Consider the following 17119-nt stretch of genomic DNA (forward strand, 5'->3'; position numbering starts at 1 on the left):
CAGCCATACCATTCACCGCGCCCAGCATAATTTTGGCTGGAACAAGGACTTCGCCCCGGCCGTCGTCGCCAAGCCTGGCGAGACCATCCATTTCGAATGCCTGGATTCCTCGGGCGGCCAGCTCGGCAGCGATGCGACGCTGGATACGCTGAACAATCTGGATTTCGGCAAGATCAACCCGGTCTCCGGCCCGATCTACGTCGAGGGCGCCAAGCCTGGCGACGCATTGAAGGTGACACTGCGCAAGTTCATCCCCTCGGGCACCGGCTGGACGGCCAATATTCCGGGCTTCGGCCTGCTCGCCGACCAGTTCAAGGATCCGGCGCTGCATGTCTGGTCCTATGACGCCAACAGCATGACGCCTGCTCTTTACGGCCCCGGCGGCCGTGTACCGCTGAAGCCCTTTGCCGGGACCATCGGCGTTGCTCCCGCCGAGCCCGGCACCCATTCCGTCGTGCCGCCACGCCGCGTCGGCGGCAATATGGATATTCGCGACCTGACCGCCGGTGTGACGCTCTATCTGCCGATCGAGGTCGAGGGCGCACTCTTCTCTATAGGCGATACGCATGCCGCACAGGGTGACGGCGAAGTCTGCGGTACCGCGATCGAAAGCCAGATGAATGTCGAGGCGACAATCGAGCTCGTCAAGGATGCGCGCCTGCAGACGCCGCGTTTCACGACGACCGAACCCGTCACCCGCCATCTTGATGGTATGGGCTATGAAGTTACCACCGGCATCGGCCCCGACCTGATGACAGGCGCGCGCGAAAGTGTGATGCGCATGATCGATCTTCTGACCGCCGAGCATGGCATGAGCGCGGTCGATGCCTATCTGCTCTGCTCGGTCTGCGGCGATCTGCGCATCAGCGAAATCGTCGATATGCCAAACTGGGTCGTCTCCTTCTACTTCCCGAGGATCGTATTCGCGTGATTGAAGCCATGCCCGCCGCGCCCATTCTCAGCGTCCGCAATCTCAGTGTCGATGCGCGAACGCCGGAGGGACGCAAACCGGTCCTGAAAGATATCAGCTTTGATCTGGCGAGCGGCGAAACGCTTTGCCTGGCCGGAGAATCCGGTTCAGGCAAATCGGTGACGTCATTGTCGATCATGGGATTGCTGCCGAAGGCCTCCCTCCAGGTCGCCTCAGGCAGCATCATGCTCGGCGAACGCGATCTGCTGAAACTTTCCGATCGGGCCATGCGCGGCGTGCGCGGCGGCGATATCGCTATGGTCTTCCAGGAGCCGATGACGTCGCTCAACCCGGTCATGTCGATCGGCGCACAGCTGACGGAGGCGATCCGGGAGCATCAGGGCAGCGAGAATGCCAAGGCAATCGCGCTACAGATGCTCGATGCCGTGCAGATCACCGATCCTGCCCGGCGGCTGAAGCAATATCCACACGAACTATCGGGTGGCATGCGGCAGCGCGTGATGATCGCCATGGCGCTCTCCTGCCGTCCCAAGGTGCTGATCGCCGATGAGCCGACCACGGCGCTCGACGTGACGGTGCAGGCACAAATCCTCAAGCTCATGCGTGAGCTGAAGTCGGAATTCGGCACATCGATCATCCTCATCACCCACGACATGGGCGTCGTCGCCGAAATGGCCGACCGCGTCATCATCATGCAGAATGGCGGCGTCATCGAGCAAGGCCCGGCGGTCACCATTTTCCGTGCACCGCGCCAGACCTATACGCAGCAACTGCTTTCGGCCGTGCCGCGCCTTGGTGCTTTTTCCGGCACGGACGGTCCGACGCGCATCACGTCTCGCAGCATCGAGACCCTGCATCCCGACCGGACCCCGGTTCTGAATGTGCGTGGCCTTAACGTCACCTATGGCAGTGCGGCAAGCCTTCTCTTCAAAGGCAAGGCGCCGGCTGCAGCCGTCAGCGACGTCTCCTTCGATATCTTGCCGGGCGAAACGCTCGGTCTCGTCGGCGAAAGCGGATCGGGAAAGTCGACGACGGGCAAGGCGGTGCTCGGCCTCATCCCCTTCACGGGCAATGTGTTGATCGGCGGCCGCAATATTGCTGGCCTCAGCCATCGCGAAATGCAGCCTATACGCCGCACTGCGCAGATGATCTTTCAGGACCCCTATGCCTCGCTCGACCCGCGCATGGCGGTCGGCACCGCAATCGCTGAACCACTGGTCATCCATGGCATCGCCAGCAAATCCGACCGACGGGACAGGGTCGCAGAACTCCTGCGCCGTGTTGGCCTCACGGCCGATGCCGCCACGCGCTATCCGCATGAATTTTCCGGCGGTCAGCGCCAGCGCATTTGCATTGCCCGCGCCCTAGCGCTCGAGCCGAAGCTGATCGTTGCTGATGAAAGCGTTGCGGCACTCGACGTGTCTGTCCGCGCCCGCGTGCTTGATCTGATGCTGGAGTTGCAGGAAAGCATGGGGCTCTCCTACCTCTTCATCTCGCATGACATGGCGGTCGTCGAACGGATGTCGCATAAGGTCGCCGTCATGCGCCACGGCAGGATCGTAGAAGCCGGCACCCGTCGCCAGATCTTTGAGCACCCGGGAGAAGACTATACGAGGGCTCTGATGGCGGCCGTTCCGATCCCCGATCCGGAAGCGCAGCGCGCACGGGTGTGAGATTCCCTGATAAGGAATAGAGCGCGTTCCCAGAAACGGTGCGCCTCCACGGGGCTTGCCTTCGGCCTCCGTCGAACCATCGTTTGGAGCGACTCACGGCGCGATTGAATGCCGGCCGCGTCTGGCGGCTTCAATCCCTTTGTCAGCCGGATTTTCCTTCGGCGGCCTGTCTCAGATGTGCAAATACGGGCTCTGAGCCCGATAGTTTTCGATAAATTCGGGATTGCGCGGCAAACCGCCGTGCCAATTTTGTCGCCACCAATTCGGCTAAGTCGTACTAATATAGCAATATTTTGCTATTCTGTTTTACCTCTTGTTAATACCCGCGCAAGGACTGTTGTACATCTGTCACACACACAATGGTTTAGTTAGAATTCTCTACAAAATGAGAGCATTCGTTGTTGAGCCCTCGCGCCTTTCAGCTATTTTAGCTCTTACCGAATTAATCGGGTTTTATCAGAGGGGACGTTCTTTCGTGGAACGCACTCGAACTTAGGAGATTGGCTTTCCATGAACATTCGTATGATGTTGCTTGGTTCTGCAGCTGCCCTCATCGCTGCACCGGCATTCGCAGCAGACGCAATCGTCGCTGCCGAGCCGGAACCGGTTGAATACGTTCGCGTCTGCGACGCCTACGGCACCGGCTACTTCTATATCCCGGGCACGGAAACCTGCCTGAAGATCGAAGGTTACATCCGTTTCCAGGTTAACGTCGGCTCGAACGTCGGCGGTGACAACGACTCTGACTGGGATGCAGTTACCCGTGGTCAGGTTCAGTTCACGGCTAAGAGCGACACCGAATACGGTCCGCTCACCGGCGTGATCGTTCTCCAGGCTAACGCTGACAACGCAACGAACCAGGACACAATCCTCGACTCCGCTTACCTGGACGTCGCTGGCTTCCGCGCTGGTCTCTTCTACTCCTGGTGGGACGATGGTCTCTCCGGCGAAACCGACGACATCGGTTCTGTCGTAACGCTGCATAACTCGATCCGTTATCAGTACGAAACCGGTACCTTCTACGCTGGTATCAGCGTCGACGAACTTGAAGACGGCGTCTACCAGGGCGACGTGGATCCGCTCACGGGCGACCTCGTTGCTAACGATGGTCCGAACAATGTCGGCGTTGCCTTCGGCATCGGCGGCACGGCTGGTGCCTTCAGCTACCAGGTTACCGGCGGCTGGGACTTCGACAACGAAGATGGCGCAATCCGCGCTATGGGTACGGCTGAACTCGGCCCGGGCACGCTCGGCCTCGCTGCTGTCTACTCCAGCGGCCCGAACTCCTACTACTCGACGGCTGAATGGGCAGTTGCTGCCGAATACGCCATCAAGGCAACGGACAAGCTCAAGATCACCCCTGGTGTTCAGTACTACGGCAACTACATCGGCGGTCACAGCGCGTTCGACACCGTTCCGGATGACTTCGACGGTACCGGCGATGCCTGGAAGGTTGGTCTGACGGTTGACTACCAGATCGTTGACAACTTCTACGCCAAGGCTTCGGTACAGTACCTGGATCCGGAAGATAGCGACGACTTCACAACCGGTTACTTCCGTCTGCAGCGCTCGTTCTAATCTGAACATTGAAGACCCCGGGATTGCATCTCGGGGTTTTTCATCACAGGCTTCTGCTTTGGTGACCTCCAATTCAGAAGACGGAGGTCGGTCCGGTTCCCTGCTGGATCGGCCTCACCCATCGACACAGAATTCCACTCCTGTAGATGGTATTAGCTCGCCCTCACCCGAGGGCGAGCTTTTTTATTGTGCGAGCCTGGGTAATCCGATGGACAGAGTAGAGGCCATGGCCCACCCTTTTCATATTCCAGGATGAGGCGTTCGAGGATGAGGCGGCCCCGCGCTCAAACCATGTTCAGCGGCATCAACTGGCGCAGTCTCTGGTCGCGCAGATAAAGGCCGCCCCATGCTGCAATGCCAAGAAATAGGCAGATGATCTGGGGAGGCGTAAAAAATTCGCCCAGGCGGAAGTGCGTGCAAATTGCGCCGCCGAGAAAGCCGGTTACGAGTATAGCGCCAAGGAAGGCTGTTTTCGGAACAGCATAAAGGACCGCGCAGACCGCGATAATAATGCCGAGCGCCGGGGCGAGATTGACGGGGAAACCGGTTGCTTCCATTTCCGCCCTTATGACCCCAGGTGCAAAGAGATTAATGGCTGCATCAGCGAGGAGCAGAATAACGACCACCGCTGACAGAATTCGCCCAATCCAGATCGACATTATCGCTGCCTCCTAATTGCCGGTCACAGTCCGGCTTATGGTGTGGCCCCGATACTGTCAATTCGCCAGAAACCTTATAGTCGGGGATTTGATTATCCGCGGCTGATGATTCTTACAGTTCAAACGGTGCGGCTGATGATTGCCGCTTTACGCAGCCAGTGCCGTCGGTGTCGGCTATTTCTGGCATCGCTGGCGATTTCCACATGCGATATGCCGCCGTTGCAGCGGCTGCGCCATCTGCCCGCGCGACCGCGGTCACGATCAGGTCGCGCTTGCAGGATTCGCCAAGCGACCGGCAGCCAGAACAGCGCACGGGGACACGTCGTTTCCCTGCTCAATTTCTGTAAATGATCCGGGATGTTCGTTCGGGTCGGCGACGCGAGGCGGCGGCGTGTCTATCTGATGGGCCTTGCGTCGCCTCAGCGTATCGACAAGAGGGCTGACAGGTCGGCGGGGAATAACACACGGCTGCATGTTATTCCCGTCTCCTCGGAACTTTTATCAGGCGGACTGAACGGACTTGATGCGGTCCAGTCCGCCGACGACGGGCGCGAAGTCGTCCCAGACGCCTTGGGCACCCTTCTGCCATTCCTCGAAGGCTTCCGGCTTCAACAGCTTGCCTCCGTTCTTCAGTGAGACTTCTACGGATGCCGCCTCATCGTCGACGATGAGCTGGTTGAAGTAGGCAGCGCCTTCGGTGGACGCCTGCTGGAAGACCGCCTTCTGTTCGTCGTTCAGGCCACCCCAGAAAGTCGATGAATAATAGACGATGCCCGACGCCCAGATGTGACCGGTCTCGGTCATGTAGGGCACGACCTCATAGAGCTTGAAGCCGGCATAGGCGGATTTGGTGAGGTCCATGGCGTCAGCGACGCCCGTTGCCAGCGCATTATAGGTTTCGGTGATCGGAATGCCGATCGGCGTTGTGCCGAAGGCGCTCCAGAGCCTGGTGTGCAACGGGCTCTGGATGACGCGGATGCGCTTGCCCTTGAGCTGTTCCGGGCGCGTCACCGGCTCCTTGGTCAGGAGATGGCGAGCGCCATAATTGATGAAATCACCGACGACGAAACTCTGTGCCTGCAGCTTGCCTTTCAGATCGGTGCCGACATCGCCGCTAACGGTGCGACGGACATGATCGGCATCATGGAACAGGAAGGGAAGGTCAAGGATCTGCAGTTCCGGCGCCCAGCCGGAGAGCGAAGAGACAGTCGAAAGGCTGGCATGGATGGAGCCGAGGCGAACACCCTCTGCCACTTCCTTTTCGCCGCCAAGCGCACCGTTCTTGACGATATTGAACTTGAATTGGCCAGGCAGTTTGGCTTCGACCAGCTCGCTGATCTTCACCCAGATCTTGGTCTCCGGTTTATCGTCACCAAGCAGCGAGGCAATGGTGATCGCCGTCGTCCGCGCAGCCGCGATGCGAACGAAGCCCGGTGCGGCAAGGGCGGTGCCTGCGATCGCTGCGGTCTTCAGGAAATTGCGTCGATTGAGGTTATCCATGGATGAGATCCTGTCGGTTAGAAGATGATCGCCCAGGCGCAAAGGATTGCGAGCGAGACGAGAAGAGCAGCCAGGTAGGGAACAACAGCCTTGAAGAGGGCGGAGGCTGGAATGCGGGTGACACCGCTGACGACGAAGATCAGCATGCCGAGTGGCGGGGTCAGGCCGTGGATCATTAGGTTGACCACGATGATGACACCGAAATGGATGGGGTCGATGCCGGCGGCGACTGCGGCCGGTAGCAGGATCGGCCCGAACAGCAGGATTGCAGCGCCGATATCGAGAACCAGCCCGACGATCAGCAGGATGATGTTCGACAGCAGGATCACCGCAAGCGCGCTGCCGCCGAGCACCGTCGTCAGATGTGAGATCAGGCCAGAGACATCGTCGACGGCCAAAAGGAAGGCAAAGGGGCCGGCCGTGCCGATCAGCAGGCCGATCGCTGCCGCTTCGACGGCAGCCTGCCGGAAAGCGGCGTACAGCGAATAGATGCCAAGCCGCGCGCCGATGCCAAGCAGGAAAGTATAGAAGGCGGCAAGGGCTGCAGCTTCGGTCGTCGTGACGATGCCGATACGGATACCAACCACGACGATGACGCCGAGACCGAAGGCCGGGATTGCCTGGACGGCCGATTGCCAGCGTTGCGCAGATGTGGCCCGCGGCAGTGGCGCTTGGTCGCGGACCGTCAGATGAATGGCAACCGCAAGGCAGATGGCCATTAGCCCGCCGGCGAAGAAGCCGCCGACCAGCAGTGAACCGACCGACAGATTGGTGGCGGTTGCAAGGATCAGAAAGGCGATCGATGGCGGGATGACATTGTCGAGCACCGAGGTCGCAGCGATGATCGCCGCAGCCTTTGCCGGCGGATAGCCGTGCCGGACGAGTTCCGGCTGGAAGGTGGATGCGCCGAACGCGGCATTGGCAACCGAGGAGCCGGAGGCACCGGAAAAGAGCACGCTGGTGAGCAGCGTCGTCTGCGCAAGACCGGCGCGGCGATGACCGACCATGGCAGCGGCAAAGCGCACCAGCTGGTTGGCAACGCCCGATGCCGTCAGAAGGCCGCCTGCAAGCAGGAAGAAGGGAATGGCAAGCAGCAGGAATTTTGAAATACCGGTGACCGTCGAAGAGACGATGGCCGGTTCCGGAAGGCTGCTGCCGAAGGCAATCACCACATAGGCGGCCGCCAGAAAAGCATGCGGCAGCGGTGCTGCGAGCACAAGACCGATCGCGGCGATCAGCCCGAGAAAGATGCTGGGCGGCCAGTCGAGTTCGATGGAGATCAAGGGAATGCCGGTGTAGAGTGCAGCACCGATGGCGATCGAGAGGAGGACCGGCCAAGCCCTCCCTTCAGCGATGCGCTGCAGCAGAAGGACGACGAGGATCAGCGCGCCTCCGGCGCCGAGGAAACCGAAGCGGATCCATTCCGGCACGCCGAGCGTCGGGGACGTGCCGCCGAGCATGGTCATGATCTCGCTGCCGCCAAAGCTCAGGATGAGGCCGGAGAGCACGGTAAAGACATCGGCTAAGATCTGCGTTGCCGGACGCAGCCGCTCCGGCAGCATGTTGACGAAGACATCGAGACGCATGGCAAGCGCACTGTTGAGGCTGAGCGGCGCGCCGAGTGCGATCAGCAGCACATGCAGCCAGATGCCGAGATCTTCCGCACCGATGAAGCCGGCCGCGAAGAAATAGCGCATGCAGACGCTGACCAGCACCATGACAAGCAGCACGGCAAGCACTGACGCGGCGGCGACGCCAAGTACGGCTTCGATCGCCCTCAGGATGCGGGCTGCAAGCCCGTTACCCGTCGTCTCCTGTTCAGCTGGATGGAATTCGCTTGCTGCCACGGAACTTGCTTTCTTGCCGGAGGGTCAGGCGCTCTTGACGGTGGAAAGGTCGCGATCGAAGAGAGTCGACCAGGTGTAGTTGCGCGCCTTCGACACTTCCCTGCTGACATCGAGACGCGGCAGAACCTTTTCGCCGAAACGATAGGCTTCCTCAAGCAGGGGCATGCCGGAAAGAATAAAGGTTTCCACGCCAGCCTTCTGATAGGCCTCTAGCGTACGCAGCACGGTATCCGGTGAGCCGACAATTGCCGTCCCGGGGCCGGGCCGCACGAGACCGATGCCGGCCCAGAGGTTCGGGGCGACTTCGAGATCACGCAGGTTGGCTGGCTTCAGGCCTCCATGCAGAGCCGTCATGCGCTGCTGGCCGACGGAATCGCTGCGGGCGATGAAGCGCTGATTGGCGGCAATTGCGGCATCGTCCATGCGGCTGTAGAGGTCGGCGGCAGCTTCCCACGCCTTCTCGTCGGTATCGCGGACGATCACGTAGAGGCGGATGCCATATTCGAGCTCACGCTCGTAGTGGGCCGCACGCGCCTTCACGGCCTCTACCTTGTCCTTGATCTGGTCGGGCGTTTCGCCCCAGGAAAGATAGGTATCGACGTGCTTTGCCGCGACATCGAGCGCCTTCTCGGAGGAGCCGCCGAACCAGAGCGGCGGCGGGGCGATGCTTTCGCCAACGGGCAAGGCAAGCTTGGCGCCGTCGGTGGAAAAGTACTTGCCCTGATGGGTAACGCTTTCGCCGGCAAAGAGACGATGCCAGAGCTGCAGATATTCATCCGCCATGTCGTAGCGTTGGTCATGCGGCAGCATCATGCCGTAAGCGCCGAGCATCTTGGCGTCGCCGGAAACGACATTGATCAGCAGACGCCCGCGGGCAAATTCCTGGAAAGTCGCTGCCATCTTGGCAAGCAGCGTCGGCGCGACGAGCCCCGGATGAATAGCGACGAGGAAACGCAGCCTTTCGGTATAGGAGAGCAGCGCACTTGCCAGCACCCAGACATCGTGAGCACCGGTCGCAAACAGCGCACCGGTATAACCCAGGTGGTCATAGGCCTGGGCGAGTTGCTTGTAATAGCCGTAATCGACCTGACGGGAGCCTTCCGGCTGCCACGGATAAGCGCCGTCAGGCGCGCACATATACCAGAAGACGTTCATCCCCGGCTCCTCACTTCGTTGCTTCCAGCGGCCCGACAATGGCGACCGCGCGATCAAAATGGCCATGGCGGAAAAGCGTGTCTGCCTCTTCCTGCTGCTCGGCAAGCACTGCTGCATCGATCGGCACGACCGAGAAATCGCGCGAGCGCACCACCCGCTCCCAGGCTTCGGCATCGGTGCCGCTGCGGTCGTTTTCCGCCAGAAGATGAGCCGCCCTCACCGGGTCCGCAGTAATCTCGCGGCCAACCCGGGCAAGCTCCGAGGCGATACCGGCGATTTCGGCGGGAGAGAGCCCGATGCGAGCAAGGCTCCAGAACAGCGACCGATTGGGAATGGTCGCGCCGCAATGGACGATGAGGCGGAGATCGGTGCGGCCGATCGCCTTCTCCAGCCGCGGAGACATGGCAACCCAGGCATCCACCCTGCCCTCAAGCAATTCCGTCAGGGAATCCCGCGTGCCGCTTTCGATGCGTTCGACGTCCTCAAGCGCAAGGCCCTCACCCTCAAGGCTGCGGGCCAGCAGATAGGTATGAAACGAACCGTCGATCAGCGAAATTTTGCGCCCCGCAAGATCGGCAACGGAGCCGATATCACTGGCGGCACGCACGAAGATCGCGCCATTGGCAGGTCGGGGCGCGGATGCGGCGACATATTCGACACCGAGGCCACGGGCATCCGCCTCGATCGGTGGCGTCGAGCCCGTTCCGCCGAAATGGATGGCGCCGCTTTCGAGCAAGGACGCTGTATCACGACCTTCACTATAGGGAACGAAGATGGGATCGAGACCCGCAAAGGCACCGGGCCAGACGCTGGCGAGCCGCAGGTGGAGATTGTAGGGGTGAACGCCGATTCTCATCTTCATTCCGCTCAAGAATTGTCATTGCATTCAATCTACTTTTTTATAAATTGATGGCGAGAAATGTCGTCCCGAGAAGCGGCATGAAACCAAATCAAAAACCTATAAAATCTACCGATAATAAAATCTTCTGCCGCAACCATCCCTGTCGGTAGGCTCGGCATTGAAATTTCGACGAGCTCACTTTACTTTTTTGTAGAACAAAAGAGGTGGCCATGACCAAGCCCGTATCATCGAGGGTCTGCCGAAGCGTCGGCGAAGCGAGCGAACTTCTGAAGCTAATCGCCAATGCGAACCGGCTGGCGATCGTCTGTTACCTGATGGAAACCGAAGCGTCCGTTTCGGCGCTGGAGGAAGAACTCGGGATCCGCCAGCCGACGCTTTCGCAGCAACTTACGGAATTGCGCGAAGCCGGTGTCATCGAAGGACGCCGCGAGGGCAAGGCAATCGTCTATCGCGTCGTCGATCCGAACGTCGAAACCATTGTCCACGCGTTGCGGGACATGTTCTCCGGCCTCGACGACGTCACCGGCCGTTTCGGCATGGCAAAATTGCCGGTCGATGAAGTGATGTTCGACTGACCGTCCAGATGATCGATTTCTATACCTGGATTACGCCGAACGGCCTGAAGATATCGATTGCGCTCGAGGAATTCGGCCTTCCCTACAAGACCCACACGATCGATATCACCAGAGGCGATCAGTTTTCCGCCGGCTACTTGGCGATCAATCCCGGCAGCAAGATCCCAGCCATCGTCGACCACGAGACCGGCATCACGCTTGCCGAATCCGGAGCTATTCTCCTCTATCTCGCCGAAAAGACCGGCCGGTTCCTGCCGCGCGAAGGCGCTGCGCGCCATCACACCATCGAATGGCTGATGTGGCAGATGGGCGGCTTCGGCCCGACACTCGGCCATGCGCACTATTTTCTGACCTACAATGAAGGCCGCGCACCCTTCGCCGAGGCGCTTTTCCGCCGGGACACCATCAGGCTCTATGAAACGCTCGACGCACGGCTGGATGGCCGGGAGCACCTCGTCGATGACTATTCCATCGCCGACATGGCCGTCTGGCCCTGGGTCTCGCGCTTTATGCGCCACAAGATCGACCTCAGCGACTTCCCGAATGTTCGCCGATGGTATCTGCAGCTTGCCGCCCGGCCGCAGGTGAAACGCGGCTACGAAGTGCCGCATTTCACCGGCCCGGTTCCGCTGCCAGGTCTCTAATCGCCAAAATTGTTGGCCGTCAGCCTATCGCGTGAAAAGCAGCCGCATGCGCGCCACGATGCCCTTGAAGCCGGATATAGACGTCGCTCTCAGATGGCGGGCGACGACACCCGCATCGACCTGTGCTCCGAAATGGCAGGAGCAGACGAGCCCGTGCAGCTGTCGATCGTTAAGATCGAAGAAGCTCTGGGCATCCCCATAGGTATCGCCCTCAAGACCCGCGGCACGCAGAACCGGATCGGCATAGGCTACGGATATGGGCGAGCCGGCGATCCTCATCATCATCCGCTGGTCGCGGGGCAGATATTCGGTTTCCCGAAGGGTAACGAGCGAACGCGCGGAATCGCCTTCCAGGAGCGCCGCCCACCGGTCCAAGCGCTCTGCGCGAGACAGTTGTGGAGTGGTACGGCTGACCTTGGCTATAGCCTTAAGCTGATCGACTGCGTATTGTTCCATGGCGGCCTCCTATTTGGAAAATAGACTGCACGCCCCCAATCTGAAGGTTGATACCAACTGCGCTGCCTGTCCAATCACGTTTGGAGAATCTTGCCTCCCAGACGCAGGCGAAATCACGCCCATTCAGGCAAATTCGCTTTGTCTTGCAAAGGTGCGCGGATGGGCGACATGTTTCCTGACGATGTTGTCCTTGCTGTCGAGCTCCTCCAGGAGAACATCGTAGGTCCAGAGATCGGCTAGGTGTTGCAGGACGAGCTTCAGATCCTCCTCTTCCAGGAACTCGTCATTGCTGGCCCGGTGCTGCAACAGCAATCTGCGGTCGCCGGCCAGATCGACGTCGACGATTTCGATAGCCGGGTCGGTGTGGCCTATGTCGTAGCCGCGGGAGAGCTGCCGGCGGATGCGTCGATAACCGCGCTCGTCATGGATCGCCGAAACCAGAATACCTTCCTGAACCTCCGGATCATCGTGGAGCTGGAACATGCGCCACCGCCGCATGAGGCTCGGGCTCAGGAACTGGCTGACGAAGCTCTCGTCGCGATAATTGGCCCAGATATCGCGCAGGACGGCCATATGATCGCCCCGCCCGGCGATATCGGGAAACCATTCGCGGTCTTCCCCGGTCGGCTCCGTCACGATGCGCTCGATATCCTGCATCATCGCAAAACCCAGCGCATAGGGATTGAAGCCCGAGAAACGCCGATCGTCGTACATCGGCTGGAAGACGACATTCGTATGCGATTTCAGAAATTCGAAATAGTTGCCGTCGCTGAGCTGCCCGCGCTCGTGCAGGCGCTGCATGATCTTGTAATGGACGTAGGTGGCGGTTCCCTCGTTCATCACCTTGGTCTGGCGCTGTGGATGAAAATACTGGGCGACGTGGCGCACGATGCGCAATATCTCCCGCTGCCAGGAATGGAGCCGGGGCGCCGATTTTTCGAGGAAGTAGAGGATATTGTCCTGCGGCAAGCCAAGAGCCGCACGTCTGCGCTCCAAATCGCGGTCGGATTTGCTGCGCTTGAGACCAGCGGGCACGGTGCGCCAGAGATCGTTGAAGATCTTCTCCTCGTGAGCGCGACGCTCCTGTAGCCGCTTTTCCTCCAGCCTGAGATCCACCGTTGTCTTGCCGGCATAGCGGTGCACGCCGTGGGACATCAGCGCATGGGCGGCATCGAGCGTGCGTTCGACGGCCACTTCGCCATATCGTTCTTCGCAGCGGGAAATATAGCTCTTGGCGAAGTCGAGATAATCGAGGATGCCCTCGGCATCGGTCCAGAGCTTGAACAGATAGTTGTTCTTGAAGAAGTGGTTATGGCCGAACGCGGCGTGTGCAATAACCAGCGTCTGCATGGTCGCCGTGTTCTCCTCCATCAGATAGGAGATGCAGGGCGAACTGTTGATGACGATCTCATAAGCGAGGTCGCGCATCCCGCGGCGGTAGAAGGCTTCGTGATGAGCAAAATGCTTGCCGAAGGACCAGTGGCGATAGAAGAGCGGCATGCCCGTCGAGGAATAGGCATCGAGCATCTGTTCCGATGTGATGACCTCGATCTGGTTCGGATAGACATCGAGTCCCAGTTCGCCGAGAGCAATATCTTCACAGGCGTCATGAATGCGCTGCAGGGTGGGGAAATCCCAGTCCGCGCCTTCAAACAGCAGCTTTTCCTTATGCCGAGTGCTGGTCTTCATGGCGTAGCCCCTGCCTTGGCGGTTTTCTTCTGAAACAGGTCATGGAAGACCGGAAAGATCTCGTTCTTGCGGCAGACCTTGCGCATGGCAAGCGGAAGCCCGTCGGACCGGATCTCATTGTAAAGCGCCCAAAGAGGCGATCTCGAAATCGAGGAATCGCCGCCTTCCTCACCAACCTCGATATAGGCGAAATATTGGCAGACAGGCAGAATTTCCTGCTGCAGGAGTTGGCCGGTCAGAGCGCCGTCGGAATAAGAATTATCGCCATCCGAAGCCTGCGCCGCATAGATATTCCACTCAGTGGCATCGAAGCGCGCGGCAACGATCGAGCGCATCGCGGCAAGTGCGCTGGATACCAGCGTGCCGCCTGTCGCCGGGCTGTAGAAGAAGGTTTCCTCATCGACTTCCTCGGCCTTTTCCGTATGCCGGATGAAGACGATCTCCACCTTTTCATAGCGCTGCGACAGGAAGAGATAGAGAAGCAGGTAAAAGCGCTTGGCGAGATCCTTCATATGCTCGCTCATGGAACCGGACACGTCCATGAGGCAGAACATCACCGCCTTCACGACAGGTTTCGGCGTGTTTTCAAATCGCCGATAGCGCACGTCCAGCGGATCGATATAGGGGATGCGCTTGCTCTTGATGGTCAGCGTTTTCAGCTTCTCTTCCAGGGCAAGACGCTCCTCCGCGTCGTCGCATTCGTCGATCTGCTTCTGGAGCGCTTCTATTTCCTCTGCCTTCGGCCGGTGAAGTGCCAGGCGCCGCATCATGGCAAGGCGTGTGGTGCGCCCGACGGCTATATTGGAAGGAGAACCGGAGACGGAAAAACCGGCCCTTTGCGGCGTCACTTCCTCGGTCTCGCTCAGCCTGCGCTTGGCGAGGTCAGGCAATTCCAGATCCTCTAGGAAGATGTTGAGAAATTCCTGCCGGGTAAGCACGAAGCGGAAGCCGTCTTCGCCATCGCCTTCCCCCGCCTCTGACGAACGTCCGCCGCCTGAAGCCGGCGGACGCCTGATGAAATCGCCCTCGACGAATTTCTGGTTGCCCGGAAGGATGCGATCCTGAATTCCCCCTCCGCCCCGGTGAAGGCCCGGTTCGGCCATGCCGCCTATCGGAAGAGTGACCTCGCCCCCATCAAGCACATCGCGAATGGAGCGGTTCTGCAAAGATTGTTTTACCGCTTGCCCGACGGCGTCCTTGGCACGCCGTAGAAACCGTTGTCGATTTTCTAGACTTTTACCGCGCGGATTAAGCCGCCGGTCAATGATGTGCATGTTTGCTCCTACATGGGTACTCGCTCGGACAACCTACCTAACTCGCCTGCTTGACGCGCATGTACCACTCCACCAGCCGGCGAACCTGCCGTTCGGTATAATCCCGCGCCACCATGCGCGAGACGAATTCACTGTGTTTCTTTTCGGTTTCGCTATCCTTCTTCGACCCGAAGGAAATGACCGGCAACAGATCCTCGACCTGCGAAAACATTCGCTTTTCGATCACTTCCCGAATTTTTTCATAACTCGTCCAGGATGGGTTCCTGCCGCCATTGGCGGCGCGCGACCTGAGGCAGAACTTGACGATCTCGTTGCGGAAGTCCTTTGGGTTGGCGATACCCGCCGGCTTTTCGATCTTCGTCAATTCCTGGTTCAGAAGTTCGCGGTCGAGCATCTGCCCGGTATCCGGATCCTTGAAATCGGTGTCCTCGATCCAGGCATCGGCATAGTCGACGTAACGATCGAAGAGATTCTGACCATAGTCGGAATAGGATTCCAGATAGGCCTTCTGAATCTCGTTGCCGATGAATTCCGCATAGCGCGGTGCCAGTTCTGCCTTGATGAACTCCATGTAGCGCTTTTCCGTCTCCTCGGAAAACTGCTCGCGGCGGATAGCCTGTTCCAGGACATACATCAGATGCACCGGATCGGCACCGATATCCGTCGTGTCGTGGTTGAATGTCGACGCTAGAACCTTAAAGGCAAAACGTGTCGATATTCCGTCCATGCCCTCGTCGACGCCGGCAGCATCCCGATATTCCTGCACGCTTCTGGCGCGCGGATCGGTTTCCTTCAGGCTTTCGCCGTCATAGGCACGCATCTTCGAAAAGAGATTTGAATTCTCGTGCTTGCGAAGTCGTGACAGGACCGAGAAACGGGCAAGCATTTCCAATGTCGCCGGAGCACATGGCGCACTCGCAAGTTCCGACCCTTCGATCAGCTTCTCGTAGATCTTCTGCTCCTCCATGGCCCTGAGGCAGTAGGGAACCTTGATGACGCAAATGCGGTCGATGAAGGCTTCATTGTTCTTGTTGGCCTTGAAGCTCTGCCATTCCGCTTCGTTCGAATGGGCAAGGATGATGCCCGAGAACGGGATCGCACCAATATTCTCGGTGCCCATGTAATTGCTTTCCTGCGTCGCCGTCAGCAGCGGATGCAGCATCTTGATCGGCGCCTTGAACATTTCGACGAATTCCAGCACGCCCTGATTGGCGCGGTTGAGACCGCCGGAATAGCTGTAGGCATCGGGGTCGTTCTGCGAATAGTGCTCAAGCTTGCGGATATCGACCTTGCCGACCAGCGATGAGACGTCCTGGTTGTTCTCATCACCCGGTTCGGTCTTGGCGATCGCGATCTGGCGAAGTCGGGACGGCTGGATTTTCACGACGCGGAAGCGTGAGATATCGCCGTCGAACTCGTCGAGGCGCTTGAGGCACCATGGGCTCATCAAGCCGCTGAGGCGGCGGGTTGGAATGCCGTATTGCTCTAGCAACAACGGCCCCATGGTCAGGGGATCGAAGAGGTTGAGGGGGCTTTCGAAGACCGGGCTCAAGTCGTCACCGGCCTTCAGCACATAGATGGGATTGATCTCCATGAGCTGCTTCAGGCGCTCGGCAAGCGAAGACTTACCGCCGCCGACAGGGCCGAGCAGATAAAGGATCTGCTTGCGCTCTTCGAGGCCCTGGGCAGCGTGGCGGAAGAAGGATACGATCCGCTCGATCGTCTCTTCCATCCCGAAGAAGCCTGCAAAGGCCGGATAGGTTCGGATGGTCCTGTTCATGAAGACCCTGCCGAGCCTCGAATCCTTTGCTGTATCGATGATTTCTGGTTCGCCAATTGCGTCGAGGAGGCGCTCGGTGGCATTGGCATAGGCCATCGGATCTTTCTTGCATAATGCCAGATAGTCCGCGACAGACATGTCCGTCTCGCGGCGAGACTCATAGTTACGCGTGAACGCATCGAATAGGGAATTGGTCAGCATAGGCCCTCCTATAAAGGTCTGCCTCAGCGATTTTCGCCTTCGCTAAGTAAGATGGTGCGCCAATGTTACGAAAGATCAAGGGCTCCCGAGACGGAAATAAGACGTGGCTGCCATTCCGGCATCGCTACACAAAAAAGTGCGGGCAGCCCGTCGATTTGATCTCTGAAAATTTACCGGCTCTATAGCTTTGAATCTGCGCCAGGAGTATTATTCGCGCGCGGTTTTGCGAGAATGCCAATCCACTGTCATTCCAATGACGTGAACACGTGACGCCCTGAATAAGCACAATCTGATT

At 59.1% G+C, this 17119-nt stretch carries 14 protein-coding genes; 5 read left to right on the forward strand and 9 right to left on the reverse strand.

Annotation, left to right across the window (positions count from 1 at the left end; all coding sequences use genetic code 11):
- The 3 genes from AC1DNW_RS03315 to AC1DNW_RS03325 all read left to right on the forward strand — a co-directional run.
- Positions 1 to 931 (forward strand): acetamidase/formamidase family protein (locus AC1DNW_RS03315; RefSeq protein ID WP_477851861.1); only part of this gene is annotated, 931 nt, incomplete at its 5' end.
- The gene (locus AC1DNW_RS03320) at positions 928 to 2604 is read left to right on the forward strand and encodes an ABC transporter ATP-binding protein (protein ID WP_477851862.1); all 1677 of its coding nucleotides are present in this window, start codon (positions 928 to 930) and stop codon (positions 2602 to 2604) included. The genes AC1DNW_RS03315 and AC1DNW_RS03320, both read left to right, overlap by 4 nt.
- Before the next feature lie 510 nt (positions 2605 to 3114).
- Entirely contained in the window at positions 3115 to 4182 is a 1068-nt protein-coding gene (locus AC1DNW_RS03325) for a porin (protein WP_113307470.1), read from the forward strand.
- Between the two features lie 284 nt (positions 4183 to 4466).
- Here AC1DNW_RS03325 and AC1DNW_RS03330 read toward each other — a convergent pair whose 3' ends face one another.
- The 5 genes from AC1DNW_RS03330 to AC1DNW_RS03350 all read right to left on the reverse strand — a co-directional run bounded on the left by AC1DNW_RS03330 (position 4467) and on the right by AC1DNW_RS03350 (position 10199).
- Positions 4467 to 4841, reverse strand: coding sequence for a DoxX family protein (locus AC1DNW_RS03330; protein ID WP_477851863.1), 375 nt, complete (start codon positions 4839 to 4841; stop codon positions 4467 to 4469).
- 501 nt (positions 4842 to 5342) lie between these two features.
- Positions 5343 to 6341, reverse strand: a complete 999-nt coding sequence (locus AC1DNW_RS03335) for a TRAP transporter substrate-binding protein (RefSeq protein ID WP_477851864.1) — start codon at positions 6339 to 6341, stop codon at positions 5343 to 5345.
- Positions 6342 to 6358: 17 nt separating this feature from the next.
- Positions 6359 to 8188 (reverse strand): TRAP transporter large permease, encoded by a 1830-nt coding sequence (locus tag AC1DNW_RS03340; RefSeq protein ID WP_477851866.1) that lies wholly within the window; start codon positions 8186 to 8188, stop codon positions 6359 to 6361.
- A gap of 24 nt (positions 8189 to 8212) precedes the next feature.
- Positions 8213 to 9343, reverse strand: a complete 1131-nt coding sequence (locus AC1DNW_RS03345) for an LLM class flavin-dependent oxidoreductase (protein WP_477851867.1) — start codon at positions 9341 to 9343, stop codon at positions 8213 to 8215.
- A gap of 10 nt (positions 9344 to 9353) precedes the next feature.
- A complete protein-coding gene (locus tag AC1DNW_RS03350; protein ID WP_477851869.1) occupies positions 9354 to 10199 on the reverse strand; it encodes an ABC transporter substrate-binding protein in 846 nt (281 codons plus the stop codon).
- Positions 10200 to 10414: 215 nt separating this feature from the next.
- On the opposite strand from AC1DNW_RS03350, the gene AC1DNW_RS03355 reads away from it, so the two are divergent.
- Positions 10415 to 10780: a metalloregulator ArsR/SmtB family transcription factor gene (locus AC1DNW_RS03355; RefSeq protein ID WP_113300330.1), complete on the forward strand. Its 366-nt coding sequence runs from the start codon at positions 10415 to 10417 to the stop codon at positions 10778 to 10780.
- A gap of 8 nt (positions 10781 to 10788) precedes the next feature.
- Complete coding sequence (locus tag AC1DNW_RS03360; RefSeq protein ID WP_115037538.1) at positions 10789 to 11424, forward strand: glutathione S-transferase N-terminal domain-containing protein; 636 nt, start codon at positions 10789 to 10791, stop codon at positions 11422 to 11424.
- A gap of 24 nt (positions 11425 to 11448) precedes the next feature.
- Here the strand turns inward: AC1DNW_RS03360 and AC1DNW_RS03365 are convergent, their stop codons facing one another.
- The 4 genes from AC1DNW_RS03365 to AC1DNW_RS03380 form a co-directional block, all read right to left on the reverse strand.
- Positions 11449 to 11880 carry a hypothetical protein gene (locus tag AC1DNW_RS03365; protein ID WP_113307464.1) on the reverse strand — a complete coding sequence of 144 codons (432 nt, stop codon included), beginning with the start codon at positions 11878 to 11880 and terminating at the stop codon, positions 11449 to 11451.
- 123 nt (positions 11881 to 12003) lie between these two features.
- On the reverse strand, positions 12004 to 13569 hold the full coding sequence (locus tag AC1DNW_RS03370) for a SpoVR family protein (RefSeq protein ID WP_477851870.1): 1566 nt from the start codon (positions 13567 to 13569) through the stop codon (positions 12004 to 12006).
- A complete protein-coding gene (locus AC1DNW_RS03375) occupies positions 13566 to 14843 on the reverse strand; it encodes a YeaH/YhbH family protein (RefSeq protein ID WP_477851871.1) in 1278 nt (425 codons plus the stop codon). The genes AC1DNW_RS03370 and AC1DNW_RS03375 overlap by 4 nt, the downstream gene beginning before the upstream one ends.
- 37 nt (positions 14844 to 14880) lie before the next feature.
- Complete coding sequence (locus AC1DNW_RS03380; RefSeq protein ID WP_477851872.1) at positions 14881 to 16824, reverse strand: PrkA family serine protein kinase; 1944 nt, start codon at positions 16822 to 16824, stop codon at positions 14881 to 14883.
- Positions 16825 to 17119: the final 295 nt, after the last annotated feature.

It is taken from the genome of Rhizobium sp. 05L429, assembly GCF_056397645.1.